Here is a 26125-nt window from a genome sequence, read left to right on the forward strand (position 1 = left end):
GTTATGCGTCTATTTACAGTAAAACTGCTCCTTGGAGCACTGGTACTTATTTGTATCACTATCAGTGCCAGTGCCAATGCCAATGCCAATGCACAAAAGGTGTTACTCGATGCCCATTGGAAGGTTGTCAAAGATGAAAAACAGGCTCAATACTATCTAAAAAAATCGACCGAAGTTATCGACGGAAATTATAAGGCTGAAGTTTATTACAAAAATAACGATATGCTTTTCTGCGCCAGTGCCCTCGCCGATAACAAAATTGGCAAAACCCTCACAAGCGAACAATTTCGCGGTGCTTATCAATGCTACTTTGAGGATGGCAAGCCCTACGAACAAGGCTTTCGCAATGGGCAAGGTCAACTTCATGGCCTGCTCAAAAAATATATCGCCACGGGTCAATTGTATGTTGAATCGCACTATGAAAATGGCGTTAAACAAGGCCTTGAAACGGGTTACTGGGAAGGTGGGAAGATCCGGTACAAAACGACCTATAAAGATGGCAAAGAGGTCGGTATAAGCGAGCTTTTTGATAGCGAGGGCAAGCTTAGGGGCAAAGTCTGTAATAGTGGTACTTGTGTTACCCAGTACTATGACAATGGCAACTTACACGTCGAAATCCCTATGGTGGATGGGCTTACACATGGCCACGAGACCAATTGGGGCTTTGGTAAAATCATTTCGACCCAAGCTTATGTCAAAGGTAAGAAACACGGGGATTACTTCGAATATTTCGACGATGGCAAGGTAAAGCGCCACTACCGCTACCACAATGATTATAAAGTCGGTGAACAACTGGATTACTTTAAAAATGGCCAGATAGCCCAAAAGGAAATCATAGAGGCGCCATGGAATGTGAAGTTATCGATTAAATACAATGAAAAGGGCGAAATGCTCAGTTCAACCGAAGAAAAACACCAAGACAACAACTGGGTTTACCGTAAGCATCAACGCTTTAGTGAAGGTCAACTTACCTCTAACATAGAAGAAGACAAGCTTAAAAAATGGGTCCTCAACGAAATATTTGAGCAAGGTGAGTTAATTAGCCGCAGCGAGCATATCGATAACCAATTGACCGGTTTATATCTGCAAACCCTAAACCGTAGTCAAACTGTAAAAGTGATTACCCGCGAGTATTTTAAAGAGGGTAAGCGCGAAGGCCCCTACGAGATGCTGAAAATTAACCATGAGACAGGGGAGCAGTGGGTGGCCGAGCGCGGCCAATATGCCAATGACAAGCCCGTTGGCGCTTGGAAGAAACAACAAGAAGATGCCACCCTCACCTTTAGCTATGATGCCCAAGGCGAGCTCGATGGTGAGTTCCGTAATGAGACAAGTTCTGGGCAATTGCTTGAATTAATCAACTTTAACCATGGCAAACCCGAAGGATTAGTACAACGCTACGCCACGAACGGCCAATTGTATGAAAAGGGCGAATACCGCAATGGGCAACAGGATGGCGACTGGGTGTACACCCATGGTGAGTTCGGTTTCAACCCAATGCCAAATCCTGAGAGACACTATTGGTACGGACGCTTCGACCAAGGTAAACAAGTCGGCCACTGGGAACTGCGTAATACCGAAGACTATGTGCTTGAAATAGCGAATTATGACGAGCAGGGCAGGCTTCATGGTAAACAATACGAATTTAGGGATAATGGCTGGATAGAAGTGATCAATAGCTTCCATCATGGCGAGTTTTTAAATCGGGAAATACCGCCGCCGGTGATTACCTCGGACCATGTTTTCCCTATTTTTTAGCCTAAGCATATTCGCTTAATCGATTAACTTAACCCTTGGCGCTGTGCACTGTATATAAGTGCACAGCCCGATAAATAAACTCAACAGCAAAAAATTAGGATTCTTGTATAGGCTGCAAACCGCGCGGCCTTAAGACCCAGAACAGAGCAAGGAATCAGCATGTTCAATACGCCATTTCGCTTTATCAGCCTCGCGATTGCGGGAGCCAGCTTAACCAGTGTCCATGTACAAGCAGCGCAAAATCTCTCCTCCATGATGGTCGAAATCCGCCAACAGGACGGAATTCCCAGCTATTACAATCTCGCCACTGGCATGCCCTTAAATGGCGATATCGCCATAGTGCGCGATAACCAAGGCTATACCTTAGGGCAGTTTTCCGAGGGGATCCCTAATGGTAAATGGCAAGTATTTCATACCAATAACAGCAAGCTAGTCGAAGGAAACTATCAGCAGGGTTATCAAGATGGCACTTGGCATATGTTCGATTTGAGCGGCGCCGTTACTGAGGAACAGCAATTTGCCAAAGGCGTGCCCACGGGCGAATGGAAGGAATACAACAGCAGCGGCCATCTCAGCCAAACGACACGCTATCAAGACGGTAAAAAGGAGCAAGTAAAACGTTTCTATGCCAGTGGCAAACTGCAAGCCCAAGAAAGTTACCTCGATAACCTGCGCCACGGGAAATGGGAAAGTTTCTATGAAAACGGCACCTTGTCCCAAAGCCAGAGCTATGCGAACAACCAACTCTCAGGTTCTTATTTAGAACAAAATCCCAATGGACAAGCCACAGTGACGGGCCGCTTCGATGCAGAAGGCCGTCGCCAAGGAGCATGGGAAACCTTTTTCGATGACGGGACTAAATCGAGCAGCAGCCAGTTTAATCTCAATCTGCTCGAGGGTGAAGAACGGACATTTTACCCCAATGGTGAACTCGCCAGCCGCTGCCAATATAGCGCTGGACAACGCCAAGGGAAATGCCAGCAATTTAATGATGCAGGTAAATTACAAGTTGAAGAACAGTATGTTAATGGTGCATTAGACGGGCCACAGCAATATTTTAATGCCGAGGGCATTCTCACTAGTGCTCTCAACTATAAACAGGATCAACTCGCCGGTACGCAAAAATATTTCCACAACAACGGCCAACTTAAAGAATTACGTAACTACCAAGACTCAAAGCAGGCTGACAATGGCCAATACCCGCTTCATGGACCATCGGAGCGTTATGATGCCGAAGGTCATCTGCTCGAAAAAAGCCACTACGACATGGGAATTAAGGATGGCCAATTTGAGCGCTATCACGCTGGCAAGCTGCAATCCTCCGAACAATGGCGACAAGGGCAGCGTCACGGAGAATCACGCCGTTACCACAACAATGGCAAGCTGCGGACGCTAGATCAATACGTTGAAGGTAAACCAACAGGGAAATCAGAAACCTATTTTGACGACGGCACAGTGAGTGAGCGCGGCGAACGTATCGATGGCCAATGGGTCGGAAAATATGAGTCATTTTACGATAACGGTAAACCTCGGGAAGTATCTCACTACGCACGGAATAAAAAAGACAATGCCAGTCGTTACCCTCTTGATGGCCATTTCGCCCGCTGGTATGCCAATGGTGATCCCAATGAAGAGGGCACATATCAAAACGGCAATAAAGAAGGCCTATGGATACAGTACAGCGAAGGCCTGAAACAACGGGAGCAAACCTTCGCCAATGGCAAACTTAATGGTAACTATACAGAGTATTACCACGGACGCCGCCGTGTGACTGGGGAGTATCTGGACGACCAAAAAACCGGTCTATGGACGGATTATCGCTACGAAGAAAAAGACCCTACCTATGGCACAATCCCCGAGGGGAATATCCAGCAAAAAAGCCATTGGCAGGAAAACAAGCGCCACGGAATTCGCGAGTTTTACAGCTTTAAGCAAGTGGTTTACCGCTCAGAAACCTATGATAAAAATGATAAAACAGGCACATATGCCGAGTACTATCCCAACAATGGCCAGCTAAAACTCAGCGGGGCTATGGATAAAGGTAATCAAACTGGATTGTGGGAAAGCTGGTTTGAGGACGGTATGCAAGCTGCTAGCACTGAGTTTTTAGACGGTCAAAGCCATGGCCAAACGAAAGAATATTACAGTAACGGCCAACTCAAATTAGAGGCAATTTATGCTAAGGGGTCGCTTGATGGTCAAGTTAAGCAATATCACCAGAACGGTAAGCCAGAACTCGTTGAAACTTGGGTGAAAGGCCAAAAAGAAGGCGATGCCAGCTATTACCACAACAATGGCAAGTTAGCCGAACAAGGCACTTATCTTAGGGATCGCAGGGAAGGCCTATGGCAAAGTTTTTGGCCTAATGGTGAAAAACGCACTGAAGGCAGTTATCTCAGCGATCGAGAATCAGGGGATTGGAATCATTATGATCAACTCGGCAAGCTGATTAAAACAGAACACCATGGCTAGCTTAAAAATGGGGTTTTAGATTAAAAAGCGATCTAGTTCAAACATTTATCCTTAACTCCAAATCTAAAGGAAGTTTCATGCAAAGTGTGCCATAACCAGTGTCTATACTAACGGCCTTTTTTTTCGTTTAGGACAAATTGCCTATGAAGACATTTATGAAAGACGAGTTAGCCCTGCTACTGGGAATACTGACCTTAGTATTCTTTAAAACCGGTGGCGATAGCTTACTCGCCGATGGCACCGCCCTCTCGACCTATATTCCCGTTTCACTCGCCCTATTGGGTGTAGTGACTTGGGCCATTTTCTCTGTGGTACGCCACTCAGATGCACTAGCGATTAAGCTTGGCGATCCCTATGGCACCTTAATCTTAACTTTATCGGTCATTTCACTCGAAGTAGTGATGATCTCCTCCGTGATGCTGACCGGAGAACCCAACCCTGTCATGGCACGCGACACTATGTTCGCCGTCGTCATGTTGATCATCAATGGCTTAGTGGGCTTTACATTATTACTTGGCGGCTGGCGTTACCATACCCAGCATTTCAATTTAGATGGCGTAAAATCCTATCTCGTGGCGATTATTCCCCTCGCCCTACTCTGTTTAGTACTGCCCAATTTTACCGAAGGTGGCACTATTGGCGGCATGTCTAAAGCCATGTCTTGGATGCTGATCATTATTTCGATTCTGCTCTATGGCGTCTTTTTAGTGGTACAGACGAAGAGCCACAGCCATTTCTTTGTCGATGCCGATCATGAAGACCATGAGGAACACCACGGCATACTGCGCAGTAATGCTTACCATACGATTCTATTAATTGGCTACTTACTCGTAGTCATTTTGCTGGCAAAAACCTTAGCTATGCCCATCAATTACAGCGTAGCAACCCTAGGCGCTCCACAGGCATTAGGGGGCTTTATTGTGGCCTGCTTGATTTTATCCCCCGAAGCTGTGGGAGGCTTTAAGGCCGCGTTAAACAATCAATTACAGCGGGCGATGAATCTGTATTTTGGCTCAGTGCTCGCGACGATTGCACTCACAGTCCCCGCGGTATTAATTATTGGCAGCGTGATAGATCAAGAAGTCCATTTAGGCCTGTCACCCGCCGACATGGTGCTGTTAATCACCAGTTTAATGGTCTGTAAGGTAAGCTTTAGCAGCGGTCGCACCAATGCATTGCACGGCGCGACTCATATAGTCTTGTTTATCGTTTACTTGTTCTTAATGTTTGAACATGCCTAAACTTTATTAAATCCAAGGCCGAGCGTGATTTATTTGCGTCTCGGCTTTACGCTTTTCTCATCCAGATTGACCCGCAGTAAGAGTACAAACCAGACTAAAGCGCCAACAACAAACCAGATAAAAATCCACACTAACTTATAGCCATTACGAGCCTCAAATGGTTCAAATTTGGGCATAAAAATCGTTTGATGTTCAGCTTGATAAAGCGGACTTTTTTGTGCGGCGCTGAGCAACTCTGAACGAAGAGAGGATGGGGCTAATCGTTCAAGGTAAACAAAACTCTGGGGATCCAACTCATTGAACTCATTTAGGGATTTAGCCAAAAACGCTTTGAATTGCGCTTCTTTCTCATTGGGTTCAAGTCGATTACTGATCTCCTGCTGATAAACTTTACCATACCAAGCGAGGGCCTTAGCATGCCAACTGTCTGCACGCTCTGCAAAAATAGGCATAGCGATATACAGCGCCATATTTAAGTGACTACTATGTTTACCTGTAACCTCTAGGCTTCGCTGCAAACCAATTTGCGTCTTATCAATATAAGATTGCTGAAACTGATAATACTGAGTATTTTTATGGAGATACAATTCTTGTATCGATGCTAATTGCGTTAACTTCCCCGTGGTAGTCTTGAGATATTCCTGCGCAACGATGCAAGGAACAGCCATTAATTGCACCGCGATCAATAAATAGAAAAAGCGCGAATTATCTTTAACAAACTTGAGTCGTTTTAGCCTAGGTCGGATATAAATGATCGACAATAGCCAAGACAGTATCTGCGGCAGCCACAAATTAACGATATCTTCATCTAGGCTAAAAAACTCAAGGTTAACCAACAACAGCCAATGGACAAAACTGTAACCAGAAACAAATAACAGGCTGAGAAATAAGAAGGGAAAATAGATAAGTTGAATTTTTTTTAAAAATACATCCACACAAATGTCATCCTTGAGAACATAAAATAACGACTATGGTACGCTCAAATCCATCATAAATTTATCAAAATTGAGTAGAAACTCAAAGCGTTAAAACATAAAGGCCAGATTGATTGCTCATCTGGCCTGTTATGTTTGTACTTTTATAGAGCTGCAACCGAGAAACTAGGTCTCACTCAACTTAGCTAATTGCTGCTGGCTACGTTGTTTCTTGTATTGCTTAGCTTCAGCAGGAATAGGAGTGACTTTGCCAGTCTCTAACCAGTTACGTAAACGGTTAGCATCCGCAATATGCGTATATTTGCCGTAGGCATCGAGCACGACAAATGCCACTTGGCGTTTTGCCATTTCAGTACGCATCACAAGGCAATGCCCTGCTGCATTCGTAAAGCCTGTTTTGGTTAGATGAATATCCCAGTTATCTTTATAAACCAAACGATTGGTATTACGAAAATCTAAACTGTATCTTGGGTTGGCAAAGGTAACCGTCTTCTTCTCGGTCGAACTCAGCTGGCCTAGCATAGGATACTTTTCACTGGCCTTGAGTAATACAATCAGATCACTGGCACTCGAAACGTTTTTATAGGATAAACCTGTAGGTTCAACATAGCGGGTATTTTTCATTCCCAGCGCTTTTGCTTTGGCATTCATCGCCTTAATAAAAGCTTTATGACCACCGGGATAATGATGTGCAAGACTTGCAGCTGCACGGTTTTCTGATGACATTAAGGTCAGTAATAACATTTCTTTACGGCTGATTTCACTGCCGATACGAACTCGAGAATAAACACCTTTCATTTCTTTGGTATCACGGATGTTTACCGCAAGCTTTTGCTCCATAGGTAACTTTGCATCCAGCACTACCATAGCTGTCATCAACTTAGTGACAGATGCAATTGACATTACTGCATTAGGATTATTGGAATAAAGCACTTCATTGGTTTTTAAGTCCACGACTATCGCACTACGTCCTGCAATTTCTTGCTTTAATGGTGCTTGCTTCGTTTTTGCTGTCGATTGAGTTTTGGTGCTTTTATATGCGACAGAGGCCGAATCGGCTGAATGCGCTGTCGTGGCAACGGTGAGACTGCTGCACGCAAGAATAAAACTACTGAGCAGAAAACGGATCTTCATATAGATTTCACTGAATAGATAAGGGATCGATTGTGCTATGGCACAGGTTTTGGCTAAGTATAGGAGTTCTACAGTGAAAGAAATAGAATGCAATTAGACTTTTATCAGTAAGATCAGCACTTTCTTCTCAATTTTTTTATATAAAACCAGCTTAACCTGTCACCAATCCAGAGCAATAAAGCATCTAGATCTAGGCTTTTCAATTACAGTAGAGACAAAATCTTAGGAAGAGGCTTTTTTCAGTAGAATAATTTGAAATGAAAATAATGGGCGACTTTTTGCACTTTTAACAAAAGTCCCTGTACAACAGTGGTTTCAAGCATCTAAATACGTCATTTTAGGCGAATGAAAGCGTTAACATACGCCCTAAAATGTCGCGTTATAGCATCTTATCCGCTAGCGTAAGACAAATTCGAGTAAAGCTTCAGTATCTTCACACTCTTGTATCAGTTGGTCTGTCAGCACAAAGCCGTGTCTGAGCAGCACTCGCTGTGAAGCTAAATTATGTTTAGCCACATGGGCAAAGAGGGGTCTTAAACTGACTAAAGGCAAAAATTGCGCTAAGGTCTGTGTCGCTATACCTTTGCCCCAATATTCACGGTCAATCCAATACCCTATCAGCGCTTGTCCATCACTTTGCCAATGCCCAATATTGCCCACAAACTTGCCATCGACCACTATCGCCCTTGGTAATACATTCACTTGTCCCAGAATATTTTGATGCCAATGTTTAAAAAACGCTTCTCGATCCCGAGGAGGAAATTGAGCAAGCTGGTTAGCAATGGGATCGCTTTGATGCACAAAAATAGCTTCAAGATCACTTTCAATAATCGGGCGTAAACTCACGCTGTATTGCGTGTTTAGCTGTTTATCTGACTTACTAGACATAGGTATCACCATTAATACTATGTATTTCAACTTGGTACAGCATGCCACATTTTATGAAGGTAAGCTCAAAAAAAAAGCGCATAACCGAGAAGGAGTTAGCGCTCGAAGAGGCAAATTTGCCGAAATTGAGGTGTGTAAATTCAAGCCATAAAACTCACACGATAGCATTCAAAGCCTAGATAAAAATCAATGCAAAAACGGGTGCGCCTAACACCATAGCGATACCAATAAAAATCATAGTCAAACTGGCGATAACGCCCTCTTGCTTGCCGATTTCATTGGCTTTTGCGGCGCCCGCACCATGGGCAGATGCCCCTAGAGCAACACCTTTACCTAACGAAGTACGAATACGCATAAATTTAAATAAGGGATCGCACACCAAGATGCCAATGATGCCTGTGATTAACACCATCATGGCCGTCAACTCAGGCACGCCGCCAAAGGCACTAGTCGCCTCCATCGCAAAGGGCGTCGACACCGAACGTACCAGCAAACTCTTAGACAATTCCACCGGCAAGGGCACAAACTTTACCAACAGCCAAGAAGACATCATCCCCAAAAACAATCCCGCCGTTACACCTAACCCTATCGTCAGCGGATACTGGCGGATCAAGTTACGCTCACGATAAATCGGCAAAGCAAAGGCGATAGTCGCGGGCGCTAACATGGCCATCAACCAATGGGTGTACTCAAAATAGGTTGGCAGCGGGATCTTAAGATTAAACACCAATAAGGTAATCACTATTGGCGCTAACACTATGGGCGCTAACCACCAGACTCTATGGTACTTATAGAGACGCTTGGCACCGAAGTAACAGAATACGGTCAGCAATAAGCTGAATAAGGCTAATCCCGTCTGCGACAACACAAAATCCACCACTTTTGAGTCAGTCATCATTAAGCCGCCTTAGCGTGGCGACGGGCTTGCTTTTTGATGTTCAGTTGGCGCTCAAAACGAAACACTCTATCGACCACAAAGCCTGTACCAAACATCACACACACACTGCCCATCACTAAAGTGAATAATATATTGGTGCCGTATTGCTCAAACAAACCTTCGTACTTAATAACGGATATCACTGGCGGGATGAAAAACAGCAATAACTCACCAATCAACCAAGCGGCGCCCAGTTGCACTGCATTTTCAGGAATGAGTTTAAAACCTAATAAAAATAAGAGTATGCCTAAGCCAATCACACTCCCTGGAATAGGAGAATGTGCCCAAGTGGCGAACCAGTGACATGCGAAGGACAGTAAACAGAAGAGGCCGATTTGGCTTAATAACAAAGCCCAATGTCGACACTGACGTATTGCGGCTTGTGGGAATGACATGATTTTCTCGGTTAGAACAAAGTTTTCTATAGGGCTATTCTAGGCTTGCCTATTTGATAAAAAAAATGAATATTAAGAATGTAATGCATGAATTTTAAGAATACATTTAAAGGTGAACCTTAATGGACCTCAAAGTTATCCGCTATTTTATCGAAATCGTCGATGCTGGAGGCTTCGGTAAAGCCAGCGAAAAAGTCCATCTCACCCAACCTGCACTATCAAAAGCCGTACGCCAATTGGAAGAGGAGCTCGACCTCATCTTACTCGAACGCGGTAAACGCGGCACCCAAGTCAAACTCACGCCCGCGGGCGAAGTTGTTTACCGACATGGCAAAGAGTTACTCGCTGGCCGACAACGCATGCTCGCTGAACTCACGGCCCAACGCAGCTTAACCGCGGGCGAACTCAATCTCGGATTGGCTCCTCTAGGTAGTGCCGAAATTTTTGCCCCGATTATTGCCAAATATCGCCAGCAATATCCGCAGATAGAGATGCACTTACTCGTCCGTGGCGGTGTAGAGCAAACCGCGGCAATCCAAAAGGGCGAAATTGAACTGGCCACTGGGATTATTGATTTTGATGAGGGCTATGACGGCATACGCGTGTTTAACGATCCTATGGTAGTAGTGCTGCCTAAGGAAAATCCGTTATCCACCCGACAGATATTATCGTTTAGCGATCTCAGTGCCGACCCTCAGGTGATGTTCGAAACCGAATACACTCTCTATCAATTAGTGCTCAATGCCTGCCGACACGCCGGATTTGTCCCTAAAAACATTACCCGCGTTAGCCAAGCCGATTTCGGGATTGCCTTAGTCGCCGCGGGCACAGGGGTTATGGTATTACCGCGCTCCATCGCGCGGCGCTACAGCGTGCCAGGCGTCGTAAATATCCCGCTGGCGAGTGACGAGCTGCGCTGGGAGTTATCCCTCTTTTGGCGCAAAGACCAAGTCTTATCCTTCGCGGCTCAAGCCATGATCGCCTTAGTCGAGAAGCACTTAACCCATAAATAACCCTATTCTTACCAAGGAACAACTAAGCTTAAACGCACTAGCGTATCGCTATCCCATGGCAGAATAGGCAAATACTCAGCCGAGTTAACATCGACTTTGGCATAGTGGTCTAAATTGTACTGCGTGTGCTCAGCGCTCAGCATTAACACGCTATTGGGCCGCCAAAAATCGGTTTGGTAACTCAGCTCAAAGCGATATTGATTCTCTAACCATTGGTCTTCGTCTTGCCAGGTTTGTGAGGCCACTTGCATATGTAGCTTAGGCGTCACATTAGCCCCTACACTTCCCATAAAGGTATAAGCAAACGTACCATTCCCAAAATCGCCACGATCGTAACCTCGAGTTCTAGGCACATCGTCATCGATTTCGAGATAGTAATAACCCGCACCTGCCTTGAACTGGGCCTGTAATGCTTGTCCGTCAAAGTTAGCTGTCAGCCCAGGAAATACCTTAGCTTGTTTCTCAACCGAGCTAACGGTATTACGCTTTCCCTGTAAATCGAACTGCCAACCAAATGAAAACGCGGGATTAACACGATAAAGTTCACCGCTCGCGGCATAGGCAGACTTAAACCACACAGGGATGTGGTCAGGGTCGAGTTTATCGACATCTACGTCTATATAGGCATCCAGCGCCGCCGTCAGCAAAATATCGCTTTGGGTTTTATGTTCTAACAATAGACTCGCATTCACCCCTAAGGTGTGAGAATCCTCGACCACAAAATCATGGCTGCCTAAGCTGTAATGCCACTGAGTTTGCTCTTCGGCCTGCAGTGCACTCGATAAGCACAGGGCTAAGCACACTAATGCTGAGTTGAGATAGTTCACTTTTGACTCCTGAAACATCGTTTCTAGCTTGATAATCAAATCAGCCAGAGGATTAAACTGCATAAAATAGGAATAACACCAACGAAGGTTGTCGTTAAAGAGCGGCTAAACTAGCCAATTTAATCAAAGAATAATAGGCGATAGTTCAAATTATGACACTCTCATTGAGAAGCCGCTAATAAACACCACAGAAGTATAGATAGCCAAAAACCTAACAGTAACAATAGTTATAGACCAAAGCACAATAATTCAACCCAGAAAAAACAACTTACACACAAATTTGTACAGGAAAGCAGCGGGCCTCAATCTTGCGACTGAAAACCGCAAAATAGAAATGAATTTTTAATCAAATTAAAAGCATAATTATTGACACTTAATGCTCATCTGCCTATAGTCGCCACACTGATAGTGAAATCGAACAAGAGAGTCTTAAATGAAAAAGTCCATGTTATTAGGCGGCCTGACCTTAACTGCCACCTTGTTGTTAGCTGGATGCGGAAAAAGCGATGACGTGTTAGTCGTTGGCACCAATGCCGCCTTCCCTCCTTTTGAATATGTTGGCGGCCAAAGTGGCGATGAAATCAAAGGCTTTGATATCGATCTGGCCAAGCAAATCGCTAAAGATGCCGGCAAGACGCTCAAAGTCGAAAACATGAAGTTCGATTCACTGATCGTCGCGCTTAATTCAGGCAAGATTGATTTTATCGCCTCAGGTATGACGATTACCGCTGAACGTCAAGCAAACGTAAACTTCTCTGAGCCTTACTACGAAGCGACTCAAGTCGTACTCGTCAACAAAGATAACGATAGTATTCATACGCTTGAAGATATTAAAGGCAAACACTTTGCGGTGCAGTTAGGCACAACCGCTGACATCATGTCGAAGAAATACACCCAAAATATCACCGCCTTTAATACGGGTTTCGAAGCCATTATGGAGCTTAAAAATGCCAAGGTGGATTTAGTGTTATTCGACAGCGAACCTGCCGCTAACTATCTGGCTAAAAATCCTGAATTAAAGATGATTAAACTGGATTTTCCTGCTGAGTTTTATGGTTTCGCCGTGTCAAAAGAGCAGCCTGAACTGCTGGCGAGCATCAATAAAACACTGGCTAACATGAAAGCCGACGGCCAATATCAGACGCTCGTTTCTGCCCATATAAAGTGATATCAGCATGATAGACGCAATTAATACCTCGCTGTTTAGCCCGATTGGCGAAGATGGCATGATAGGCATACTGCTGATTTTAAATGGTTTGAAGGTGACATTAATCGTCACTTTCTTCGCCATGTTATTAGGCGCAGTGTTAGGCATTGGCACCACCTTTATGAAGATGTCGTCTAAGTGGTATATCCGCTTCCCCGCCAATCTTTATGTCGGTGTGATCCGTGGCACCCCAGTAGTTGTGCAATTAGTGATCCTTTACTTCATCGTGCTGTCAGCCTTAGATGTCGATAAGATCACTGCCGCCATTATCGCTTTTGGTCTCAATAGCGGCGCGTATATTTCTGAGATAATCCGCGCAGGGATTCAAGCCGTTGATAAAGGTCAAACCGAAGCGGCCCGCTCACTTGGCTTGTCCCAAGCAATGACCATGAAGTCGATTATTCTGCCCCAAGCGATTAAGAATATTCTGCCCGCACTTGGTAATGAATTTATCGTGCTCCTCAAGGAAACCGCCGTCATTGGCTTTATCGGTGGTGTTGACCTTATGCGCGCCGGTGAAATCATCCGTAGCCGTACCTTCGAGGACAGTGTGCCCTTATTTACCTGTGCCCTTATTTATCTATTCCTGACCTACAGCTTCACGTTTGTGCTGTCGAAATTTGAAAAGAGGTTGAAACAAAGTGATTAAAATAACCAACCTGCATAAAAACTTCGGCGATAACCAAGTGCTCAAGGGCATTAGCGAGCATATTCGTCAGGGCGAAGTGGTGAGTGTGATCGGCCCAAGTGGCAGTGGCAAGAGTACCTTTTTGCGCTGTATTAATCTGTTAGAGCAGCCAAGCCAAGGCGATATCGAGATTGAAGGTCAATTGATCACAGCGCCAAACGCCTGCGTCGATAAACTGCGGCAAAAAGTGGGCATGGTGTTTCAAAACTTTAACCTGTTCCCCCATAAAACCGTCATCCAAAACATCACCTTAGCGCCCATTAGTCTAAAACTAATGACGCCAGCTCAGGCCGAGACCAAAGCCCTCGACCTACTGGCACAGGTTGGTTTAAGTGACAAAGCCAATGCCTACCCCGCCAGTTTATCGGGCGGCCAAAAGCAAAGGGTCGCCATTGCCCGCGCATTGGCCATGGAACCAGACTTGATGCTGTTCGATGAGCCAACATCGGCACTCGATCCCGAAATGGTCGGTGATGTATTAGACGTGATGAAAGATTTAGCGCTAAAGGGCATGACCATGGTCATTGTCACCCACGAAATGGGCTTTGCGCGCGATGTATCCGATCGAGTGATCTTTATGGACGGTGGTTATGTAGTCGAATCTAGTCCTCCCGATGAACTATTTAGCCACCCGAAAGAAGCCCGTACCCAAGCATTTTTAAGCAAAGTATTACGCTAGCTTAAGCGGCTTAAGTCCTGTCCCTCATGCTCACTATCGTGACCTTTATAAGTACGTGCAGTGAGCGAAGGATTCAAATTAGGATCCCAACATTCAACGTTCATGACAAAGACTAAATTAGACAAATCAGGATACAATCATCTTTCACAACACCATAAGAATTATGCCGTTGAATTAACAGGAATTGAAAAAAAGCTAAATAGCCGTTTATCTGTTCAGGGAGTTTATTGTCATTGTGTCTCCAGCGACACGCCGTGAATATGTCCTTATAGGCTCGACGGCGACATCCATGTCGCCAACAGTCACTGGTGCCCCAATGCCAATTTTAACTACCAGTTTTGCTATATATACGTAAAAAGCTAGTAGACATAAATGGGTTAGAATTCTTGCTCTAATCTATGATTTTCGGATTAAATTTTCTATGAATTAACGCCGCGCTCTAGGACAAACCGAAGCGCAGCGCAGATTTGTCCCTAGCAGCGCCTTGTTATGCGCTTGCCGCTTCACTTAAATCAATCTCCATTGGAATCTGATATGAATTTGTGTAAAGGCTAGCTTTAAATGATGCCCTCGGCGTGATCAGGACTTTTCCATCTTTTACTGAAATTGTACCTACCAGAGGAAATATATCCGATGGCCCCTTAAGCTCAACAAACCTTTTAGTGAAAGTAGCACCTGTTTTGTGGTTAATGTATTTTACAAGCCCATGAGATGCTTCGCCATTTGGGCGCAATTTATATGAAACCAGAACCGAATATGACTTAGTATGTTTTGCCTTAACTGGAAGCTCGACTGCAGAACCAAATCTTTCCACCTCGTTTGAAGCAAGCTTGATTTTTTCGGTTTTTTCTATGCTCAACTTACAAAGGTGCTCAAGACACTCAAAGGTACTGCGAATTACAAATTGTTCAAGTTCGGACTCATTTAATGATTTTAATTTCTCAAAATTTACACCACAGTCTATATACCTAAGCCACTTTTCTGGTGTTCTATCGGAAAAAACCATCGTGCCTTCTGGAATAGCATTTGTGTAGTTTACATATAGGTGATCGAATTCTCCGAGGGATAATCCATTTTCACCAAGTATTGTGGCTATACGAGCACCCCAGTAATGAAGCAGCTTAGGAAATTTGAAAAATCTAGAACAACTCGAAGGTAGACTCTTACCTGTCTCATATAGGGAGTCGCTAGCGTAATACCTAATATCTATTAATGCTTTTTCCATTTAAATATCCGATCTCTCTTCACGCATAGCCGCAAACAGCTGCTTTGTAGTGGATTGTTTTGCGGTAGCGCAGCAAAACAAGGAACGAAAAAGCCATCAGGCTGGTTTGCATTGTTATGTGTTACTCACAGAATGGACAAAATAAGTTGTTCATGAAGTCTAGTGGATCAATATTGCAGCTAGGTAGTAGAACCGTAACTCTACCGTGCTTTTGACATTCTATTTCTTGGAAGCCACCTTCTGCTTTTAAAGTACTTATTTCCAGATCGCTCCAGCCGCACCAAGGGCAACATTTTATCTCAGCTTCAGTGATAGCAGCTATTTCCTGCTCCCAGTTACACTCTCCGCAATGGACTTTGCGAATCGTTCTGGCTTCTGTGAGGTTTATTACTTTGGGTCTTTCGATCATTAAGATTCCCTTACACATAACGTTGGGTATAAGCGGATCCGCGTTAGCGAATAATAAATCAAGCCAACCATTTTAAACCAACAACTTAATGCACTTTTGGTTTGCCTTCAACCAGCGATTGCTTTGTTAAGCAACTGAAATCATTAAGCTGTGTGCTAGGCTATATGCAGGGTGATCACTGGAAGCGAGATATTCCGATAATACCTATTCTTGCTCCCAATTATCCCCTTCTCGGCGACAAACATAGTCATAGTAAAGGGTGGAACCAAAGGGCTGAAATTCCATCTCAATGCCGTTTTCGTAATACTGACCATTTTCGCAGTCCATTCTGTCATTAAGTCGTACTAAGGCATCATGAATACCACCACGTCTAGCATTAATAAGCATCTTGACGAGAATCTCTCTTTGCTGGACAGTTAGTGACGTTAAGAACTCATTTATTTCTGAATTTTCCTGCCTGTTTGGATAGCTCCCTTCTTGCAAGACCCATTTTTCAAATACTCCATCATGTAACTGAGCAAACTCGTCAACAAAGCATTTCCACAATTCAACTGAACTCATTTTTTCTCCTGAAAGCATAACGCAGTGCCCATGCGCGTAAACTTGTAAATGCCGCAGGCCTCGAATGCCTCACTCTGTTATGTGTCTGCTGCTTCATTAAACAAAATCCTGTTTGAAAACGGATCTGTTACAGTAAAGCAACGATCGCCCCAAGGCGCATCTTCAATACTAGATTTGTTGTATTTATATGGCTTAGAAGTCACATGAGCAAACAATTTATCAAGTTCACTCACATTCACAAAAACCTTACAGCCAGGAGTACAGTCGCCTGAATGTTCGCTCAAGTGCAAAACAAAATTACCAAGTGAAACTTGTATATAAATCGGGTAGCCATCCTCAAAGCGATGTTCCCAATCTAATTCCATTCCCAGAAAGCCAAGGTAAAACTCTTTGGCTTTATCTTCATCAAAGATCCGCATAATTGGGATTGTCTGAAACTTCATGCCATCTACTCCATCACACATAAGCTTTGTCTAGTGCGCATAAGCACCCAGTTTCAAATTTTTTTTGAAACTAATACCTGCCTTGATCACATTGTTTTTTACTTAAACCTGCTTAAAATGCTGCCATTGAATTTGTATTCCTTAATGATTTGGAGCCGTTACATGAGTGATTTAAGTTTCTTCGCCAAAAAGCGCTACACCACTAAGGCCTTTGATCCAACTAAGACGATTCCTGCGGATAAAATATCAGAAATCAAAACCTTATTGCAGTACAGCCCATCATCGACTAACTCACAGCCTTGGCATTTTGTGTTAGCGAGTACGGCGGAAGGTAAAGCGTTAGTTGCCCAAGCGACCGAAAACTATGCGTTTAATACCCAAAAAATTCTCGATGCTTCCCATGTACTCGTACTCTGTGCTCGTGCTCAATTAGATGAAGCACACTTACTGCAAGTACTCGAGCAAGAAGCGAAGGATGGCCGCTTTGCTAATGAAGAAGCCAAGCAAGGCCAACATAATGGCCGTTCTTTCTTCGCTAATATGCATAAATTTGAGCTGAAAGATGCCCAGCATTGGATGGAAAAACAAGTCTACTTAGCGCTTGGCACTTTAATGCTCGGTGCAAGTGTATTAGATATTGATGCGTGTCCGATCGAAGGTTTTGATGCCACTAAAATGAATCAAGTCCTAGGCTTAAGAGAGCAAGGTCTAGGTGCCTGCGTGGTTGTCGCATTAGGTTATCACTCAGAAAATGATTTCAACGCTAAATTGCCTAAGTCTCGCTTAGATCAAGAAGTGATCTTCACCGAAATCTAGTCCTTCACTCTATGTGAAAAATAAGCATGCCCTTGATTTTATGTGATATAAACAAGGGCGTCATGTCTAAAACTAGCCCTCTCTTAACTACCTTCCCCTAAAACCTCACTGCTGTTAACGGCTTATTTACGCCGAGAAACCATCTAAAGTAGGAGTAAACCATCACGGTATTGCTCTAAAATTCATCTTTGCCTACACTTTGGCTCTGTGGCATAGTTTGCGGCTCAACTTAGTGAATGATCATTTATCGTCGCCTTTCGAGTCATCTTTGTTGCAGCACAGCGGTTTTATCGGCGCATTGGTAACACTCACAATTTAGGATGGGACAGTCAGTATGTTATTTGCCAAACCCTCACTCACTGAAGAACCTCAATCGATTCGAGTTGCAAACACTAAGGGCGATAACCCACTGATCTGGCCGTTGCTTACGGTTTTACAAGCCTCAAATCAAAGTTGGAAAATCCATCACTTAGCCACTGAATTACAAACCCAAGGGCTGATCCACCAGCTTGATGAAAATCCGGGTAACGATTTATTCAAACGTAACTTCCTGCTGATGAACGCCCTGTTTGAGCTGCAGGAAATATTACTGCCCAAGCAATGGCTACAAGTCAAAGCCATGGAAATTCAAATCTTCCGCCTAGTACCATCAAACGTTAACCTGCTGATAATGCAAGATACTTCCCTGCGTGAGTATTACCTTGATTGGAATAACTACGACACTAGCGAAAACGTAGTACGAGAATTACTTGAGGCATTCTGGAGCAATTATAAGAGCTATATTGGCTTAAATATCAATCTGATGAACAAAGGTAACGCGCTGCGAGTTTTCGAATTAGACGAGAGTGCTACCGCCCGTGATATCCGCAAGCAATGGCGTCGTTTAGCGCTCAAATGGCACCCAGACAGGCCCGATGGCGATGCGGCGCGTTTTCGCGAGGTGTGCGAAGCTTGGCAGTCGCTTAGGGATATTGCGTAAGAATTTAGCCAGTGATGATGCAGAACTGGGCTTTAATCAACATGCACCGACTTAGCGATGCGATCCTGTCTACAGTCCTGCCAAATCTAAGGTAAAACTTCCATTGAGATCACAGATTTAGCCTACTAGCTTCATGCCAATTCAGTCATAATTAAGCCTTTCCATTTAACCTGAACCTATGTGTCAACGCTGGCATTTTGGCTAGCTTAACTCCTAGGTTGAAGCTCACTCTATCTCTTATGTTGACCGTTGAATGTCAACGATAACAACGACTGACATTGTGAATTCAATCCCACCGAATTTGAGGAAACTATGATTAAACAATTAGCCTTGGCTGTAACCTTAGCGATTGCACCATTGAGCACCTTTGCCGCCAATTTTGTAGAAGGCACACATTACACTCAAATCTCGACCAAAGCGCCTAGCAGCGAACCAAAACTCACTGAATTCTATTCATTTTATTGCCATAACTGCTTCAATATGGAAACCAACTATTTGCCTGATATCAAGGCGAACCTCAACAAACAGATAAGTTTCGACAATAAGCATGTCGACTTTATGAATAGCGACATTGGCACCGAAGTGATGCGTTCATTAGCCGTGATCCAAAGCGTTGATAACAAAGACGCCTTAACCCATGCCATGTTTACCGCAATCCAAGGTGCAGAGGGCGCAAACGGCCACGATCATAGTGCACCTGGCCATCAGCACGAGCCGCAAATTAACAGCCGTGATGACATCAAAAAAGTCTTCGCCCAATTTGGTGTCGATGCTGCTAAATACGATGAATTAGCCGATAGCAAAAGCACTAATGAAAAGCTTTCCCTCTGGCGCACCCAGCAGAATGAATTCAAAATCGACAGCGTACCCGCCTTTATCGTGAACGATAAATATGCAGTAAATTTAAACAGTATCAAAACCTTAGATGAGTTAATTGGGTTAATTAACTACCTTGCAGTTGAGAAAGATGCCGCCCCCGCTAAAACCTCATCGGGTGGCAGTCTAGGCTGGTTATTTCTAGTCTTCGCCGCCGCAATTGGTGTGATCCGTCAGCAACGTCTTAGCTAATTCAAAACAATTGTTGAAATAAAAAATGGCCTCCAAATTAGGAGGCCATTTTTATGCGTGTTCAATCCAAGTGATTGGTATAAGCGCTCAATATGGGTTCTGCCGTTTATTGCCGAATAAAATCAAGAATATGGCTCGCAGCCAAGACGAGATGTAGGATCAAGAAACCAATAAAAGCCTGCGCAAAGACTTGGTGATAACCACGCCATGTCAGTGCCGTTGGCGTCCCTTGAACGACAAACCAAACAAGGCCCGTAACACCTGTAGCCACCAGCAACAGCATGCCAATACCTTCTATGGCACTAAACAGCCCTTTGCCACCAGCGACGGGGAATTTGCCTTTAGCAAGTCCAACAATATCTTGCTTTAACTGTGTCCAATCGCCCGCCAACCAGCCAAAGTATTGGTGCCACTTGCAACGCAAGGTATTGCTGAGTAAAAAAAGAATCCCAAGCACAGTGCACGCTAAACCTAAATATACATGCAAATAATCCCAAAAACTGGCGTTATCGGGTATCCGTCGGCCCATAAAAATCCACGGACTGGCACACACGAGCAGGCTCGTCGACACGACAATCCAAACATGCAGTTGCGCCATAATGACTCGGCATAAGGAGCGAAGTTTAGTCATCATACTGCTCATATTTAATGCTCCTTTGCCCTTGTGACTAAGGCATACATACCGCTTTCAGGGCGCGAATAGAATAGGGCTAAATGAAGCACCGAAATTTGATATCAAGCTTAAGCGTTGTGGATCTGCTCACCAAACTCAGTCACTTTCTGCCAATCCGTGTATTCAACATTGGTAACAGGGTCCGTAGGTCCTTTCGTTAACCACATGATGAAACGGATAATATTTCTATCTAAAGCGTTATAGCCTTGGTAATTCAAGTTACCCCCAAAAACGCGCAGCAATTGTGGCCGCCAAGTGGTTTTACTTAAAAATGCCTGCATGTAAGGATTGGTCTCTGGGGTGTTTTTCTCGGGTTTACGTGCCACTAAGCTGACAGAGAAAAAACCACTGACCTTATCCGTCAATACGGCTTGATGCTTTTCAATAAACTCGTACAAACTTGGGTTATGTTTACCATGGCGAATACTGGCGCCTATGATGATTTTGTCGAACTCAGTGAGCACTGGAGCGGCCTTGATATCGGCAGTAACCACTTCATACCCCAAAGCCGTTAACTGCTGTGCGAGCTTTTTAGCAATCTTTTGGGTCTGGCCGTGAACACTAGAGTAAATGATAAGAATTCTTTTCAATTTAGCCTCGATTAATCCCAAGCAAAATAACAATAAGCGGCCTAGAAAAGACGGTGCAGGCGACTTAATTTCGACTCTCTATGCCCGTTCGTCATATCAAATGACATCACAACGCTCAGACTAAATGCGCTAAAAGTAGCAATGGACACCCAGAGTCATTGGCATTCCAGTGGAATTTAACTTGGTATGCAAAAGTAAAATGACAATTAAGATATTTCATACTAGGTGATTTACCCGCCAATTTACATGAAATAGATCACGGGCTTAGCGCCAAACACCCCAAGTATATGCGGTAGTTTTAACTGCCTCACAAAAATAACGCCTTAGGTATATTCTCGCTTTAGCGTCTTTGTAACCTAGAGAGTTAATTCGCCTAAACATTGTTACAAAATTGAAAGGGATAAGTCACACCTTATATAGCCAATCTAAGAAAAAAGCATTAGCATTTGAACACTTATCGCCTGAGTCCCTTATCCATGAAAGCTATTCAAGCAAAAGATCCTAAAGCACTCTTGCTGTGGATGACCTTTGTTATGTCGCTCGTGTTTGCCGTTTGGCAGGCATTACTCAACAACTTCGTGATTGAGAAAGCCCAATTCACTGGGGCTGAAATCGGCATGTTACAAAGCCTGCGCGAAATCCCCGGCTTCTTGGCTTTTACGGCGATTTTTGTGCTGCTGCTCATTCGAGAACAAGCCTTCGCCCTGCTCTCGCTCGCCATTTTATGTATCGGCGTAGCGGTAACAGGTTTCTTTCCTCAGGTCATAGGCCTGTATCTAACGACTGTGCTGATGTCTGTCGGGTTTCACTATTTTGAAACCATCAACCAATCGCTAACGCTGCAATGGGTCGACAAAAAAGACGCGGCGGGATTTATGGGGAAAGCACTGGCGTGGCGTTCGGCGGCCGCTTTAGTCGGTTATGCCAGCATTTGGCTAGTAATGACTTGGTTGAAGCTAGACTACCTGCATATGTATTTGATTATAGGCGTATTAGGTCTCATCATTGTGCTAACCATAACATGGTATTACCCCAAGTTTGAGACAACGGAAATACAACACAAAAAAATCATACTGCGTAAACGCTATTGGCTCTATTACCTGCTCACCTTTTTTTCAGGTGCAAGGCGGCAAATCTTTATGGTATTTGCGGGCTTTATGATGGTTGAAAAGTTTGGTTATAGCGTCAGTGAAATCACTGCGCTGTTCTTAATCAACTATGCCGTTAATCTACTGTTTGCACCTGCTATTGGTCGTTTGATTGGACGTATTGGTGAGCGTAATGCGCTTACTGTGGAATATATCGGACTCATCTTAGTCTTTATCTGCTATGCCCTAGTCGAACAAGCCCATATGGCGGCAGCACTCTACGTTATCGATCATTTACTTTTTGCGATGGCAATTGCGATGAAAACCTATTTTCAAAAAATCGCCGACAGCAAAGATATTGCCACCACTATGTCAGTCAGTTTCACCATAAACCACATAGCGGCTGTGATTATTCCTGTGCTTTTGGGCTTATTATGGTTAACCGATCCCGCCTTTGTATTTTACATAGGGGCGGGCTTTGCCGTATGTTCGTTAATACTAGCGCTGAATGTTCCGCGCCATCCTGAACCGGGTAATGAAACCTTATGGTCTTGGCCAACTAAAAGTGCGAAATCAATCGCTAAAATCGTTAAATAAAACGGCATAATAACGAACCAAAGAATTGGCTTAACGAGATGCTCAAACTAAAGAGATGATCATCTAAAGTAAGCTACAACCGAATGTAAGAGTTCACTAAACCCTCACCTCAACCACAGTGCAGGCTCAAGGATTAATAACGCGATGAAGGATTCAGATATTTTACTGTTGGCAGAAGAAGGCGAGTCAGCATCCGAGGTATCCGCTCGCAAAAAAGCCCTGCTACTCGGTCGCCAATTAGGGCTCGCCAGTGAGCAAGAATATCGCCCTGCGAACGCCTCCATAGCCGAGCGAGCTCAACATAGAGCACGCAAGTTATCGAGCGAATATCAGGCCAATGTGGAAACCATTTTTGCCTTAGCCCTCAGTTATACCCACTCAGATGTCACTGGGGTCGATCTTGATCCCGATTGGAGCCATCAATTTTTCTTGATGGCGGAACAAATCCATAACCGTAAGATGCAAGATTTATGGGCTCGGATATTATCGAGCGAGATAGTGAATCCGGGAAACTTCAGTCTACGTACCCTAGCGCTGCTCAAGCAACTGACTCACAGGGAAGCACAAATTCTAGAAAAAGCCCTTGGCATGGCGGCGAAGGTAAATAACGAGCAGCGCCTAAAACTCATCAGTGGCTACCGCTTGTCGGGTGGGATTGGCCAGTATTTCCGTAAAACCACCTCAGTCAATTTAGGCTTATCCCAGTTTGGGCTACCTTATTCCAGTATTTTGACCTTAGTCGATGCGGGAATACTTCACAGCAGTGAGTTCGAAACCGGCCTACTCAATAACAAAACACCAATTCAATTTGCCCTGCAAGGCATACAAATGAAGCTTACGCCCAAGAGCGGTAATCTGCTTTTTAGCTATTATCGCTTAACACCGATTGGTGATGAACTCGCCCAACTAGTACAGCCTAAGCCAGATCAAGAATACTTGAAGGCTCTACAGCTCTTGTTTGCTAAAGACTTTAAAATAGAATAATGCTCACGCCATAAAAAATTATGAATCAATGGTATAAGCAGTAAAACCCAGAAATAACAAAGGAGCCTAAAGGCTCCTTTTAAGCAAGATAAGGGCTGAATGTTAAGCTAGCACTTTTGCCTTATCGGCATTAATGACATTGATCGCCGTTAAATAATCGATTAATGCACGCACTTGAGTCACTAAATCGCCTTTGCTGGTATCTATGGTTAACTCGGCGGCTAATGGCGCTTCATAGGGTGATGAAATACCAGTGAAATTGCTAATTTCGCCACTGCGCGCTTTCACATACAACCCCTTAGGGTCACGCTGCTCGCACACACTCAAAGGCGTAGCTACATGCACTTCAATAAACTGCCCGGCAGGAAAACGGGCACGAATACCATCACGTTCTTCACGGGTCGGGGAAATAAAGGCCGATAACACCACAAGCCCAGCATCCACCATTAATTTGGCCACTTCGCCGACACGGCGCAGGTTCTCGTCACGGTCTTCAACCGTAAACCCTAAGTCTTTACACAGGCCATGGCGCACATTATCACCATCAAGCAAATAAGTGTGGAATCCCGCCTCAAATAACGCCCGCTCTAATGCACCCGCCAGTGTCGACTTGCCCGCGCCAGACAGTCCGGTAAACCAGAGTAATACGGGATTTTGGCCTTTCTGCTCGGCTCTGGCGGCTTGATCTACAGGATGTTGATGCCACACGATATTTGTCATAAAAACTCCTCAATCCCCATGCTGTTAAACGGCTAACATAAGGGCAATAAACTCAAGCTAATCACTAAAAAGGAAAGATGATCGGCACCATAAATATCACTATCAGGGAATACAGCACAGATAACGGCAATCCTAGGCGGACGAAGTCACTGAAGCGATAATTACCCGCATTAAATACCATCAAATTGGTCTGATAGCCGTAGGGTGAAATAAAGCTCGCACTGGCACCAAAGACAACGGCCATAATAAAGGGCCTTGCATCGACACCGTAATTAAGTGCAATCGCGTAAGCGATAGGGAACGCCAACGCCGCCGCTGCGTTATTGGTCACCAGTTCAGTCAGCAATAAAGTCATTAAATACACGCCGACAAAAGCGCCAAATACCCCATAACCGTTAATAACTGAGAGTAATCCTTGGGCTAAACTGTTCGCAAGGCCTGTACTCATCATCAAGTTGGCAAGCCCTAATGCACTCCCCACGATCACCACTAATTCCAATGGGAAACGGCGTTTAAGCTCAGCCAGTGTGACTGCGCCTATGGCAAAATAACTGAGCAGCAATATCACTAAGCCCTTAGCCAAGGGTAATATGCCAGTGACACTCAGGATGATCGTTGCCGCAAAGCCCAGCAATACCCAACGACCACGACGACTGTCTAGACGCACATTCAAATCTAAGCCACTGATCGCTGCAAACTCTGAACTCAGCTTTGCGCTATTGCTAAAACCATCACCTGGCGTCAATAACAACACATCACCGGGTTGCAGAATAATGTCACCGAGTCCGCCCTTCAGCGGATGATTTCCGCGGCGAATGGCCATCACAGCCGCATCAAATTGCTCACGAAAACGCGAGGCTTTCAACGAACTGCCCACTAAACTGGATGACGGTGCGAGTACAGCTTCAACTAAATTTTGTCCTTTGGCTTGATGTTTACCAAACCAATCTAAACCATCGAATTGGTGCAATAACTCAACCGATTCCACCGCGCCACTGAAGCGCAGCACGTCGTCCGCTTGCAACACTAACTGGGGCGGCACAGGACAAATACAAATGCCACTGCGTTCTAATTCAACCAGATATAACTTTTTTAGTGCCCTAAGTTTATTATCCACCACACTGCGACCGACCAAGGACGAACCTTTCGCCACATGGGCTTCGAGCAAATATGGCAGCGCTTCTTCACCTGATTCTTCCCGTCTGTCGGGCAGAATGTTCGCCAGTAAGGTCAGTAAGGTCAGTAACAATATACCCGCGACAACGATCACCACTGCAACTGGCGTAAACTCGAAGAAGCCTAAGGCGGGTAAGCCGGCGTTTTCTACAAAGGAGTTCACAATCAAGTTGGTCGAGGTACCAATCAGGGTCAGTGTGCCACCTAAAATTGCCGCATAATTTAACGGCAATAATAACTTAGCTGGCGCGTGTGCTTGATTGCGGCGCACAACACCAATCAGTGATGCCACAACTGCAGTGTTATTGGTAAATGACGACAGTAAAGCCGTCGAAAAACCGAGCTTTGCCATTGTCATAGGCAAAGAACTATTGCCTATGACTTGACTCAACTTTCCCAGCAGGGACGTTTTTTCTAACGCCGTAGCGGCCAACACCAACAGGACCAGCGTGACTAAGCCAATATTGGTAAAGCTTGTTAATGCGGTATCGAGCGCAACCATGCCAAGCAAATAACAGAGCAAAAAAGCAAATAAAAACAATACCGCTGGATTGATACGGCCGCTAATTAAGCCAGCCACAAGCCCTATCAAAATAATCGCTAATAGCCACAAGTCACTCAC

25 protein-coding genes are annotated in these 26125 nt (G+C 44.5%); 12 read left to right on the plus strand and 13 right to left on the minus strand.

The window, feature by feature from the left end; genetic code table 11:
- Positions 1-3: 3 nt before the first annotated feature.
- From ACHA99_RS02710 to ACHA99_RS02720, 3 genes are all read left to right on the plus strand, one after another.
- Positions 4-1758 carry a toxin-antitoxin system YwqK family antitoxin gene (locus ACHA99_RS02710; protein WP_393940903.1) on the plus strand — a complete coding sequence of 585 codons (1755 nt, stop codon included), beginning with the start codon at positions 4-6 and terminating at the stop codon, positions 1756-1758.
- A 159-nt stretch (positions 1759-1917) separates the two neighbouring features.
- Positions 1918-4230 carry a toxin-antitoxin system YwqK family antitoxin gene (locus tag ACHA99_RS02715; RefSeq protein WP_393940905.1) on the plus strand — a complete coding sequence of 771 codons (2313 nt, stop codon included), beginning with the start codon at positions 1918-1920 and terminating at the stop codon, positions 4228-4230.
- Positions 4231-4373: 143 nt separating this feature from the next.
- Positions 4374-5471, plus strand: coding sequence for a calcium:proton antiporter (locus tag ACHA99_RS02720; RefSeq protein WP_025008445.1), 1098 nt, complete (start codon positions 4374-4376; stop codon positions 5469-5471).
- Between the two features lie 29 nt (positions 5472-5500).
- Here the strand turns inward: ACHA99_RS02720 and ACHA99_RS02725 are convergent, their stop codons facing one another.
- The 5 genes from ACHA99_RS02725 to ACHA99_RS02745 form a co-directional block, all read right to left on the minus strand.
- Positions 5501-6406: a hypothetical protein gene (locus tag ACHA99_RS02725; protein ID WP_249195546.1), complete on the minus strand. Its 906-nt coding sequence runs from the start codon at positions 6404-6406 to the stop codon at positions 5501-5503.
- Positions 6407-6571: 165 nt separating this feature from the next.
- Positions 6572-7540 (minus strand): D-alanyl-D-alanine endopeptidase, encoded by a 969-nt coding sequence (pbpG, locus tag ACHA99_RS02730; RefSeq protein WP_105251600.1) that lies wholly within the window; start codon positions 7538-7540, stop codon positions 6572-6574.
- Positions 7541-7936: 396 nt separating this feature from the next.
- Positions 7937-8428, minus strand: a complete 492-nt coding sequence (locus ACHA99_RS02735; protein ID WP_393940909.1) for a GNAT family N-acetyltransferase — start codon at positions 8426-8428, stop codon at positions 7937-7939.
- A 175-nt stretch (positions 8429-8603) separates the two neighbouring features.
- Positions 8604-9323, minus strand: a complete 720-nt coding sequence (locus ACHA99_RS02740) for an LrgB family protein (RefSeq protein WP_393941036.1) — start codon at positions 9321-9323, stop codon at positions 8604-8606.
- A 2-nt stretch (positions 9324-9325) separates the two neighbouring features.
- Entirely contained in the window at positions 9326-9760 is a 435-nt protein-coding gene (locus ACHA99_RS02745; RefSeq protein ID WP_028761649.1) for a CidA/LrgA family protein, read from the minus strand.
- Positions 9761-9882: 122 nt separating this feature from the next.
- On the opposite strand from ACHA99_RS02745, the gene ACHA99_RS02750 reads away from it, so the two are divergent.
- The gene (locus ACHA99_RS02750; RefSeq protein WP_028761648.1) at positions 9883-10773 is read left to right on the plus strand and encodes a LysR family transcriptional regulator; all 891 of its coding nucleotides are present in this window, start codon (positions 9883-9885) and stop codon (positions 10771-10773) included.
- Between the two features lie 8 nt (positions 10774-10781).
- Here the strand turns inward: ACHA99_RS02750 and ACHA99_RS02755 are convergent, their stop codons facing one another.
- Complete coding sequence (locus ACHA99_RS02755) at positions 10782-11600, minus strand: hypothetical protein (RefSeq protein WP_393940912.1); 819 nt, start codon at positions 11598-11600, stop codon at positions 10782-10784.
- Positions 11601-12033: 433 nt separating this feature from the next.
- Here ACHA99_RS02755 and ACHA99_RS02760 point away from each other — a divergent pair, with 433 nt between their 5' ends.
- Genes ACHA99_RS02760 through ACHA99_RS02770 form a run of 3 tightly spaced genes read left to right on the plus strand, consistent with a single transcriptional unit; the run spans position 12034 to position 14174 of the window.
- Positions 12034-12768, plus strand: coding sequence for a basic amino acid ABC transporter substrate-binding protein (locus ACHA99_RS02760; protein WP_006085902.1), 735 nt, complete (start codon positions 12034-12036; stop codon positions 12766-12768).
- Between the two features lie 7 nt (positions 12769-12775).
- Positions 12776-13456 carry an amino acid ABC transporter permease gene (locus tag ACHA99_RS02765; protein WP_006085903.1) on the plus strand — a complete coding sequence of 227 codons (681 nt, stop codon included), beginning with the start codon at positions 12776-12778 and terminating at the stop codon, positions 13454-13456.
- Positions 13449-14174, plus strand: a complete 726-nt coding sequence (locus ACHA99_RS02770) for an amino acid ABC transporter ATP-binding protein (RefSeq protein WP_028761645.1) — start codon at positions 13449-13451, stop codon at positions 14172-14174. The genes ACHA99_RS02765 and ACHA99_RS02770 overlap by 8 nt, the downstream gene beginning before the upstream one ends.
- A gap of 487 nt (positions 14175-14661) precedes the next feature.
- Here ACHA99_RS02770 and ACHA99_RS02775 read toward each other — a convergent pair whose 3' ends face one another.
- From ACHA99_RS02775 to ACHA99_RS02785, 3 genes are all read right to left on the minus strand, one after another.
- Entirely contained in the window at positions 14662-15399 is a 738-nt protein-coding gene (locus ACHA99_RS02775) for a hypothetical protein (protein WP_393940915.1), read from the minus strand.
- Between the two features lie 613 nt (positions 15400-16012).
- On the minus strand, positions 16013-16369 hold the full coding sequence (locus tag ACHA99_RS02780; RefSeq protein ID WP_263168307.1) for a DUF6547 family protein: 357 nt from the start codon (positions 16367-16369) through the stop codon (positions 16013-16015).
- A 77-nt stretch (positions 16370-16446) separates the two neighbouring features.
- Positions 16447-16812 carry a glyoxalase superfamily protein gene (locus tag ACHA99_RS02785; protein WP_393940917.1) on the minus strand — a complete coding sequence of 122 codons (366 nt, stop codon included), beginning with the start codon at positions 16810-16812 and terminating at the stop codon, positions 16447-16449.
- A gap of 162 nt (positions 16813-16974) precedes the next feature.
- Here ACHA99_RS02785 and nfsB point away from each other — a divergent pair, with 162 nt between their 5' ends.
- The 3 genes from nfsB to ACHA99_RS02800 all read left to right on the plus strand — a co-directional run bounded on the left by nfsB (position 16975) and on the right by ACHA99_RS02800 (position 19675).
- Positions 16975-17628 carry an oxygen-insensitive NAD(P)H nitroreductase gene (gene nfsB, locus ACHA99_RS02790; protein ID WP_393940919.1) on the plus strand — a complete coding sequence of 218 codons (654 nt, stop codon included), beginning with the start codon at positions 16975-16977 and terminating at the stop codon, positions 17626-17628.
- Between the two features lie 334 nt (positions 17629-17962).
- Positions 17963-18607 carry a DNA-J related domain-containing protein gene (locus ACHA99_RS02795; protein WP_006082872.1) on the plus strand — a complete coding sequence of 215 codons (645 nt, stop codon included), beginning with the start codon at positions 17963-17965 and terminating at the stop codon, positions 18605-18607.
- 312 nt (positions 18608-18919) lie between these two features.
- A complete protein-coding gene (locus ACHA99_RS02800) occupies positions 18920-19675 on the plus strand; it encodes a DsbA family protein (protein ID WP_338254523.1) in 756 nt (251 codons plus the stop codon).
- Positions 19676-19781: 106 nt separating this feature from the next.
- On the opposite strand, the gene ACHA99_RS02805 is transcribed toward ACHA99_RS02800, so the two are convergent.
- Both ACHA99_RS02805 and hemG read right to left on the minus strand, forming a co-directional pair.
- Positions 19782-20309 (minus strand): cytochrome b/b6 domain-containing protein, encoded by a 528-nt coding sequence (locus ACHA99_RS02805; RefSeq protein ID WP_393941038.1) that lies wholly within the window; start codon positions 20307-20309, stop codon positions 19782-19784.
- Positions 20310-20416: 107 nt separating this feature from the next.
- Positions 20417-20938 carry a menaquinone-dependent protoporphyrinogen IX dehydrogenase gene (gene hemG / locus ACHA99_RS02810; protein ID WP_393940922.1) on the minus strand — a complete coding sequence of 174 codons (522 nt, stop codon included), beginning with the start codon at positions 20936-20938 and terminating at the stop codon, positions 20417-20419.
- A gap of 476 nt (positions 20939-21414) precedes the next feature.
- Here hemG and ACHA99_RS02815 point away from each other — a divergent pair, with 476 nt between their 5' ends.
- Positions 21415-22623 carry an MFS transporter gene (locus ACHA99_RS02815; protein WP_393940924.1) on the plus strand — a complete coding sequence of 403 codons (1209 nt, stop codon included), beginning with the start codon at positions 21415-21417 and terminating at the stop codon, positions 22621-22623.
- Between the two features lie 144 nt (positions 22624-22767).
- Complete coding sequence (locus tag ACHA99_RS02820) at positions 22768-23607, plus strand: TIGR03899 family protein (RefSeq protein ID WP_028761753.1); 840 nt, start codon at positions 22768-22770, stop codon at positions 23605-23607.
- Between the two features lie 102 nt (positions 23608-23709).
- Here the strand turns inward: ACHA99_RS02820 and cysC are convergent, their stop codons facing one another.
- Together cysC and ACHA99_RS02830 are read right to left on the minus strand one after the other, a co-directional pair.
- Positions 23710-24327: an adenylyl-sulfate kinase gene (cysC, locus tag ACHA99_RS02825; protein WP_028761752.1), complete on the minus strand. Its 618-nt coding sequence runs from the start codon at positions 24325-24327 to the stop codon at positions 23710-23712.
- A gap of 64 nt (positions 24328-24391) precedes the next feature.
- The gene (locus ACHA99_RS02830) at positions 24392-26125 is read right to left on the minus strand and encodes an SLC13 family permease (RefSeq protein ID WP_393940927.1); all 1734 of its coding nucleotides are present in this window, start codon (positions 26123-26125) and stop codon (positions 24392-24394) included.

The sequence above is a fragment of the Shewanella sp. S23-S33 genome, assembly GCF_043359565.1.
GTDB classification, from domain to species: domain Bacteria; phylum Pseudomonadota; class Gammaproteobacteria; order Enterobacterales; family Shewanellaceae; genus Shewanella; species Shewanella oncorhynchi.